Genomic DNA, 8,290 nt, shown 5'->3' with positions numbered 1-8,290 from the left:
TTCGAGCCGAAGGTGTCGGCGGCGGTGGCGCTGAACAGCGAGTACACTTCGCCCCAGGCAAGGAACACGATGCCGGAGAGGATCACGAAGGCCCAGGGGTTCGAGCCGAAGTAACCCAGCGCCACGATGCCGATGCCCTCCATCGAGAAGGCGATGAACATCGTCTTCTCACGGCCGATCCGGTCGGAGATCCAGCCGAAGAGCGGGCGGGAGATGCCGTTCATGATGCGGTCGAGCATCAGGGCGAAGGGCAGCGCCGCCATGGCGAAGAAGTACAGGTTCACCTGGAAGTTCTTCACGCCGAGGTCGGTCGCGATGACGCCGAGCTGGGCCACCGCCATCAGGCCGCCGGTCACCGTGCAGGTGAACATGAGCAGCATGACGTAGAAGACCGGGGTCCGCAGCGCCTCGCCGAGGGTGTAGTCGCGACGGGTCTGCAGAACCTTGGTCGAGAACTTGACCTCGTCCTTGGCCGGCGAGCGCATGAAGATGGAGGCCAGGATGATGACCGTGCCCTGGATCAGGCCGAAGGTGAAGAACGCCTGGGCGTAGCTGCCGGCGTCGATCATCTTGGCGATCGGGAGGATCGTCAGCGCCGAGCCCGCACCGTAGCCGCCCGCGGTCAGACCGACGGCCAGGCCGCGCTTGTCCGGGAACCACTTCAGGGCGTTGTTGATGCAGGTGGCGTAGACGCAGCCGACGCCGATGCCGCCGAGGACGGAGCCGAGATAGAACCCGGACAGCGAGGTCGCGTAGGAGTTCACCACCCAGGCCAGGCCGGTCATCAGGCCGCCGAACATCACGACACGGCTCGGACCGTACTTGTCGATGAAGTAACCCTCGATCGGCGTCAGCCAGGTCTGGACGACGACGAAGATCGTGAAGGCCACCTGGATCGCGGCGCGATCCCAGCCGAAGGTCTTCTGGATTTCAGGGACGAACAGGGTCCAGGCGTACTGGATGTTGGCCGCGGCCACCATGCAGATGACGCCGAGGACGATTTGCAGCCACCGGTTCGAAGACGATACCGGCCGGTCCGCGGCCGTAGACGATAGTGCCATGAGCGTGCTCCCTCGTGCCTGCACAGACGTGAAGGCCTGTTGTGTCGATTTGGCGTGTTTGGCGTGAAAGGCGTCAGTGCAGGGTGTTGAGATTCCTTCCTCTGCCCGTTGGATCCGAGGGGCTTTCTCGTCCCGGGCATTGGTATGCATTATTTGGTATGCCAGGCATGCAGGCAAGCGAAATAATTCGCAATCTGACACGAAAGTGAGGAACCGAAAGGATGAAATCCCGGAACCCCACGAAAAAATCGCTGCGTTGACCGGAGGATGCGGCCGGTCGCGGCAGGGAAAAGGACGGGTTCGGCACCGCCGAATCAATGACATACCGGTCGTCGCAGACCGATGACGGGCAGATCGGGCGACGCGCCCCGCGGCGACGCCTTCGCGCCGTCTGGCACGGTGCTTGGTGAATCGGAGGGTCTCCGCCGCCGTTACGCTTCTCGCGCGAGGAAGTGCCAAACTCGGGCGATCCGCCCCTCGCGGGATCGATTTGTCCGGAAGCCGGGCGCCGTTCTTGCTTCAGGGCGCGCTGCGGGCGCGGAGGCACCTCCGCCGCACGCGACCGCCTCGCCGGAAATCCCCTCGACAGGCCGCCCGATCCTTGCATCCTGTCGGGCGCGGCCAAGGAGCCCATTGATGCCCTATCGCCACACCGTCGGTCCCCGCACCCACGTTTTCGCCGACCTGGCGACGCTGATGGCGAAGGCGACCCCGGTGCGCTCCGGCGATTGCCTCGCGGGGATCGCCGCCGAATCGGCCGAGGAGACCATGGCCGCCCGCTGGTGCCTGGCCGAGGTGCCGCTCAGGGAGATCCTGGCGCGCCCGCTGATCCCTTACGAGGACGACGACGTCACCCGCCTGATTCTCGACGATCACGACGAGGCGGCGTTCGCCGAGATCGCGAGCCTGACGGTCGGGGATTTCCGCGAGTTCCTGCTCACCGCCTCCTCTGAGACGCTGGCGCGAATCGCGCCGGGCGTGACGCCGGAGATCGCCGCGGCGGTGAGCAAGATCATGCGCAACCAGGACCTGATCCTGGTCGCCCGGAAGTGCCGGGTGATCACGCGGTTCCGCAACACGATCGGCCTGCCCGGGACGCTCGCGGTGCGGCTCCAGCCCAATCACCCGACCGACGACCCGGCGGGCGTCACCGCCTCGATCCTCGACGGGCTCGCCTATGGCTGCGGCGACGCGGTGATCGGCATCAACCCGGTGTCCGATTCGATCCAGACCATGGGCACCCTGCTCAGCCTGTTCGACGGGATCATCGGCCGGCTGGAGATCCCGACGCAGGCCTGCGTGCTCACCCACGTCACCACCACCCTCGACGCGATGAACCGCGGCCTGCCGGTCGATCTGGTGTTCCAGTCGATCGCCGGGACGCAGCGGGCCAATGCGAGCTTCGGCGTCACCCTGCCGATCCTGCAGGAGGCGCACGAGGCGGCGCTCGCGCTCAAGCGCGGCACCCTCGGCGACAACGTGATGTATTTCGAGACCGGTCAGGGCTCGGCGCTCTCGGCGGACGCCCATCACGGCATCGACCAGCAGACCCTCGAGGCCCGTGCCTACGCCGTCGCCCGGCGCTACCGGCCGCTGCTGGTCAACACCGTCGTCGGCTTCATCGGGCCGGAATATCTCTACGACGGCAAGGAGATCATCCGCGCCGGGCTGGAGGACCATTTCTGCGGCAAGCTGATGGGCGTGCCGCTCGGGGTCGACGTCTGCTACACCAACCACGCCGAGGCCGATCAGGACGACATGGACACGCTGCTGACCCTGCTCGGGGCGGCGGGCTGCACCTACGTCATGGGCATTCCCGGCGCCGACGACGTGATGCTGAACTACCAGTCCACCTCGTTTCACGATCAGCTCTACATCCGCGAGGTGCTGGGCCTGAGACGGGCGCCCGAATTCGAGGAATGGCTCGCCCGAATCGGCCTCACCGACGCGAACGGCACCCTCCTGCCCGGCGGGGCCGAGGCCCGCCTGCTCGCCGCCGCGCCGGGGCTGGCCGCATGAGCGCCCGGACCGACGACCTCTGGCAGCGCCTCGCCCGCCTCACCCCCGCCCGGATCGGCCTCGGCCGCGCCGGTGCCGGCCTGCCGACCCGCGAGGTGCTGAAATTCGGCCTCGCCCACGCCCAGGCGCGCGACGCCGTCCACACGCCGATGGACGCCGCCGCGATCGCGGAGGCCGTCGCGGCCTTGGGCCTGCCGACCGTGACCGTGACCTCGGGTGCGGCGGATCGCGCGACCTATCTGCGCCGCCCCGATTACGGGCGCCGGCTCTCGGCCGACAGCCTGAAGGCGCTGGCCGATTCGGCCCGCGAGCCCGTCGATCTCGCCCTGGTAGTGGCCGACGGCCTGTCGGCGCGGGCGGTGCACGAGGGCGCCGCCGCCCTGCTCGCCGCCTTCAAGCCGCATGCGGAGCGGGCCGGCTGGCGCCTCGCCCCGGTGACCATCGCCACCCAGGCACGGGTCGCGCTGGGGGACGCGGTCGGCGCGGCGCTGCGGGCCCGCGCGGTGGTGGTGGTGATCGGTGAGCGCCCCGGCCTGTCCTCGCCCGACAGCCTCGGCCTCTACGTCACCTTCGATCCGAGGCCGGGGCGCTCGGATGCGGAACGAAACTGCATCTCGAACGTCCGGCCCGCCGGCCTCAGCTTCGAGCTCGCCGCGTTCAAGCTGAACTGGCTCCTGACCCAGGCCTTCTCCCGCGGGCTGACCGGCGTGAACCTGAAGGACGAGAGCGACCGGTTGATCGAGGCTGACATGCCCGATCCGGCGATCGCCGCCCGCTGATCCGACTCCTCGGCGAAGCTCGGCCTGTCGCGCGAGGGCCTTCGGACGTCCGATCCGGTCGATCGCTTCGCCGACGCTCGCGATGACGGCGTGGCGCAAAACCTCGGGGGATCGACCGAATTCGGTACGACTGATACGGCATCCGTCTGATGACTCCGGTTTCTCCTCCGTCATTGCGAGGCGAAGCCGTGGCAATCCAGGGCGCGCCTTGTCCGGAGAGGTCGCGCCCTGGATCGCTTCGGCTCCGCCTCGCGATGACGGGAGTAGGCAATGCCCGAGGTGATCAACCGGAAACCGTATGAAAACCCCCTCCTGCGGGACCGCGGGCGGGGGGATGCACGTTGACCGTGCGACGTCTTTCGGGCGCCGGCGCAAGCTCGGCTGTTGCGGCCCCGACACACCGCGAAAGCAACCCGACTTTGCCTTGAGCTGTGCCTTTGAGCGCCGCAATCCCACCATAAACCGGGACGACTTCCGGGGTCGCGGTAAATGCTGTCGCTCCAACGCCTTACCGCAGAGTTTCGAGGACGTCGAAGGACGTTTTTCCGCGCTGGACCGTCACGGGCCGGGCGGACCTCGGGGGCGTAACGGGACCGGGGCACGAGATCAGCGATGGACGCGCGTCAGACCGACAAGTCGAAGCTGCCGAGCCGGCACGTGACGGAAGGGCCCGCCCGCGCGCCCCACCGCTCGTACCTCTACGCCATGGGCCTGACCACCGAGCAGATCCACCAGCCGCTGGTCGGCGTCGCCTCGTGCTGGAACGAGGCCGCGCCCTGCAACATCTCGCTGATGCGCCAGGCCCAGGCCGTGAAGAAGGGCGTGGCGGCCGCCAAGGGCACGCCGCGCGAGTTCTGCACCATCACCGTCACCGACGGCATCGCCATGGGCCATGGCGGCATGCGCGCCTCGCTGCCGTCCCGCGAGGTCATCGCCGATTCGGTCGAGCTGACGATCCGCGGCCATTCCTACGACGCCCTCGTGGGGCTCGCTGGCTGCGACAAGTCCCTGCCCGGCATGATGATGGCCATGGTGCGCCTCAACGTGCCGTCGATCTTCATCTACGGCGGCTCGATCCTGCCCGGCTCGTTCCGCGGCCGGCCGGTCACCGTGCAGGACCTGTTCGAGGCGGTCGGCAAGGTCGCCGTCGGCGACATGAGCCTCGACGACCTCGACGAGCTGGAGCGGGTCGCCTGCCCCTCGGCCGGCGCCTGCGGCGCGCAGTTCACCGCCAACACCATGGCCACCGTCTCCGAGGCGATCGGCCTCGCGCTGCCCTACTCGGCCGGTGCGCCCGCGCCTTACGAGATCCGCGACCAATTCTGCGCCGCCGCGGGCGAGAAGGTCATGGAGCTCATCGCCAAGAACATCCGCCCGCGCGACATCGTCACCCGCAAGGCGCTCGAGAACGCCGCCGCGACGGTGGCGGCCTCGGGCGGCTCGACCAACGCGGCGCTCCACCTGCCGGCGATCGCGCATGAATGCGGCATCGAGTTCACCCTGTTCGACGTCGCCGAGATTTTTCGGAAGACCCCCTACATCGCCGACCTGAAGCCCGGCGGGCGCTACGTCGCCAAGGACATGTTCGAGGTCGGCGGCATCCCGCTCCTGATGAAGACCCTGCTCGACCACGGTTTTCTGCACGGGGATTGCCTGACCGTGACCGGCCGCACGATCGCGGAAAACCTCGCCAAGGTCGCCTGGAACCCGGATCAGGACGTGGTGCGCCCGGCCGACCAGCCGATCACCGTCACCGGTGGCGTGGTCGGCCTCAGGGGCAACCTCGCCCCCGAGGGCGCGATCGTGAAGGTCGCCGGCATGCCGGCCGAGGCCCAGGTCTTCACCGGCCCCGCCCGCGTCTTCGACGGCGAGGAGGCGTGTTTCGAGGCGGTGCAGAACCGCACCTACAAGCCGGGCGAGGTTCTGGTCATCCGCTACGAGGGCCCGAAGGGAGGCCCCGGCATGCGCGAGATGCTCTCGACCACGGCGGCCCTCTACGGCCAGGGCATGGGCGACAAGGTGGCGCTGATCACCGACGGGCGCTTCTCCGGCGCGACCCGCGGCTTCTGCGTCGGCCATGTCGGCCCCGAGGCCGCCATCGGCGGGCCGATCGGCCTCCTGCGCGACGGCGACATGATCACCCTCGACGCGATCAAGGGGACGCTCGACGTGGCGCTCTCCGACGAGGAACTGGCCCAGCGCCGCAGCGAATGGACGCCGCGGGGCAATGCCGCCACCTCCGGCTACCTCTGGAAATATGCGCAGACCGTGGGGCCTGCGGTGAACGGCGCCGTGACCCATCCGGGCGGCGCCAAGGAGACGCAGAGCTATGCCGACATCTAGGACCGTCCCTCTCCGGCCCGCGCGGCCGGCCGGGGTCGATCTGGGTCGGCTCCGCACGGGTCTGCTGGCCGGGTTCCTGGGCTTTTGCCTGGCGATCGCCGCCGTCGATCCCGGCACGGCGCTCGACGCGACCGCCCGCACCCCGGTCCCCGAAAAGGGTTTTCGCTCGGGGCGGGATGCCTTGAGATCGGGCGTGCGCGACTACAACGCGGGCGACAAGCAGGGCGCCGTGCGGGCGCTCGAATACGCCGCCGACCAGGGCCAGACCCTGGCGCTGTGGAAGCTCGGCCGCATGTACGCGGACGGCGACGGCGTGCCCCACGACGACCTGAAGGCGTTCGAGTATTTCTCGCGGATCGCCGACGACAACACCGACGACTCGCCCGACACCCCAAATTCCGGCGTGGTGGCGAGCGCGTTCAACGCGCTCGGCACCTACTTCCTGGAGGGGATCAAGGGCACCTACGTGCGCCCGAACGCCGAGCGCGCCTACGACATGTTCAACTACGCGGCGTCGTATTTCGGCGACCCCAACGCGCAGTACAACCTCGCCCGGCTCTATCTCGACGGCACCGGCGTCGAGCAGGATCCGCGCAAGGCCGCGCGCTGGTTCAACCTCGCCGCCGAGAAGGGGCATCGTCCGGCCCAGGCGCTGCTCGGCGACATGCTCGTCAACGGCACCGGCGTGCAGCGCCAGACGGTCAAGGGCCTGACCTGGCTCGCCATCGCCCGCACGGGGGCGCAGGGCGCGGCGGATACCTGGATCGTCAACCTCTACGACAAGGCCTGGGCCTCGGCGAGCGAGGCCGACCGGGCGGATGCGATGGCGCAGGCGCAGTCGCTGCCGACGGGCTCGACCCGGCGGCGGCGGTAGCCGTCATAAGCCCTCCCCCCCGACAGATCTCGGGCTTGCCCGAGATCTGCAAGCGTCTGCCCAAGTCGGGCAGGCCCGACTTGGGTGGCGGAGGGTGCCTGCGGAGCAGGCGGGAGAGGGGTCGGCTCAGGTCTTTCCGGAAGCGGCGCTCCCCTCACCCGACCCCCTTCGGGGGCCACCCTCTCCCGCGGAGGGGAGAGGGCTCGCGGCAGCTCACCCGTCGCTCAACTCCACCGTCACCGGCACGTGGTCGGACGGCTTCTCCAGCCCGCGCAGGTGCCGCTGCACCGAGGCCGAGACGAGGCGGTCGGCAGCCTGGGGCGAGAGCAGCAGGTGGTCGATGCGGATCCCCTGGTTCCGCGGCCAGCAGCCGGCCTGATAGTCCCAGAAGGTGTAGAGCCCGGCGCTCGGCTCGCAGGCCCGCAGGCCGTCGGTGAAACCCTCCGCCAGCAGGGCGCGGAAGGCGCGGCGGGTCTCGGGCAGGAACAGCGCGTCCTCGGTCCAGGCGGCCGGGTCGGCGGCGTCTTCGGGCTCGGGGATGACGTTGAAGTCGCCCGCCAGCACCAGCGCCTCCTCGGTCGCCATCAGGGCGCGGGCATGGGTCCGCAGGCGGGCCATGAAGGCGAGCTTGTAGGCATATTTCGGCCCCGGCGCCGGGTTGCCGTTCGGCAGGTAGATCGAGGCGATCCGCACCGGCGCCGCGTCCTCGCCGTGCACCAGCGCCTCGATGTAGCGCGCCTGCTCGTCCTCGGCGTCGCCCGGCAGCCCGCGCAGCAGTTGGGTGTATCGGAGCGGGGCGCGCACCAGCAGGGCGACGCCGTTATAGGCCTTCTGCCCCAGCGTCTCGACCGCGTAGCCCGCCGCCTCGATCTCCGCGCGCGGGAAGGCCGCGTCCTGGCATTTCAGCTCCTGCAGGCAGACCACGTCGGGCTTGGCCTCGTCGAGGAAGCCCAGCAGGTGGCCGACCCGCTGCTTGATCGAATTGACGTTCCAGGTGGTGATCCGCATGGGGCGCTGGGCTCGGCCGAAGGGGCTCTCGTCATCGGGCCTTCGCGCGGCCCTGGCAAGGCGGCCGCTGCCGTTCGAGGCCGAGGAAAGAAGCGATGGATGCGTCGTGGTTCGAGCCGGTCCGGGCCTATTGCGAGCGCACCGATGCGTCGTTCTGGGCCGAGCCGGTCAACGCGCTGTCCAATGCCGCCTTCCTGGTCGCGGCC

Annotated in this window: 6 protein-coding genes and 1 pseudogene; 5 read left to right on the top strand and 2 right to left on the bottom strand. The window is 69.3% G+C overall.

The window, feature by feature from the left end; translation table 11 throughout:
- Positions 1–1,061, bottom strand: a 1,061-nt coding sequence (gene oxlT / locus MFF42_RS23875) for an oxalate/formate MFS antiporter (protein ID WP_507763119.1), incomplete at its 3' end; no start/stop codon positions are given.
- A gap of 636 nt (positions 1,062–1,697) precedes the next feature.
- Here oxlT and MFF42_RS23870 point away from each other — a divergent pair.
- From MFF42_RS23870 to MFF42_RS23855, 4 genes are all read left to right on the top strand, one after another.
- Positions 1,698–3,080 carry an ethanolamine ammonia-lyase subunit EutB gene (locus MFF42_RS23870; RefSeq protein ID WP_238258297.1) on the top strand — a complete coding sequence of 461 codons (1,383 nt, stop codon included), beginning with the start codon at positions 1,698–1,700 and terminating at the stop codon, positions 3,078–3,080.
- Positions 3,077–3,859 carry an ethanolamine ammonia-lyase subunit EutC gene (eutC, locus tag MFF42_RS23865; RefSeq protein WP_238258295.1) on the top strand — a complete coding sequence of 261 codons (783 nt, stop codon included), beginning with the start codon at positions 3,077–3,079 and terminating at the stop codon, positions 3,857–3,859. The genes MFF42_RS23870 and eutC overlap by 4 nt, the downstream gene beginning before the upstream one ends.
- Before the next feature lie 612 nt (positions 3,860–4,471).
- Complete coding sequence (gene ilvD / locus MFF42_RS23860; protein ID WP_238258294.1) at positions 4,472–6,202, top strand: dihydroxy-acid dehydratase; 1,731 nt, start codon at positions 4,472–4,474, stop codon at positions 6,200–6,202.
- Entirely contained in the window at positions 6,189–7,076 is an 888-nt protein-coding gene (locus MFF42_RS23855) for a tetratricopeptide repeat protein (RefSeq protein WP_238258292.1), read from the top strand. Before ilvD ends, MFF42_RS23855 begins: the two co-directional genes overlap by 14 nt.
- Positions 7,077–7,289: 213 nt before the next feature.
- Here MFF42_RS23855 and xth read toward each other — a convergent pair whose 3' ends face one another.
- Positions 7,290–8,084, bottom strand: coding sequence for an exodeoxyribonuclease III (xth, locus tag MFF42_RS23850; protein ID WP_238258291.1), 795 nt, complete (start codon positions 8,082–8,084; stop codon positions 7,290–7,292).
- A gap of 95 nt (positions 8,085–8,179) precedes the next feature.
- On the opposite strand from xth, the pseudogene MFF42_RS26710 reads away from it, so the two are divergent.
- A pseudogene (locus MFF42_RS26710) lies at positions 8,180–8,290 on the top strand (ceramidase domain-containing protein); the annotation flags it as partial.

Origin of the sequence: Methylorubrum podarium (assembly GCF_022179745.1) — a bacterium.
GTDB lineage: Bacteria > Pseudomonadota > Alphaproteobacteria > Rhizobiales > Beijerinckiaceae > Methylobacterium > Methylobacterium podarium.
This window is presented reverse-complemented; position numbering and strand designations above follow the sequence as displayed.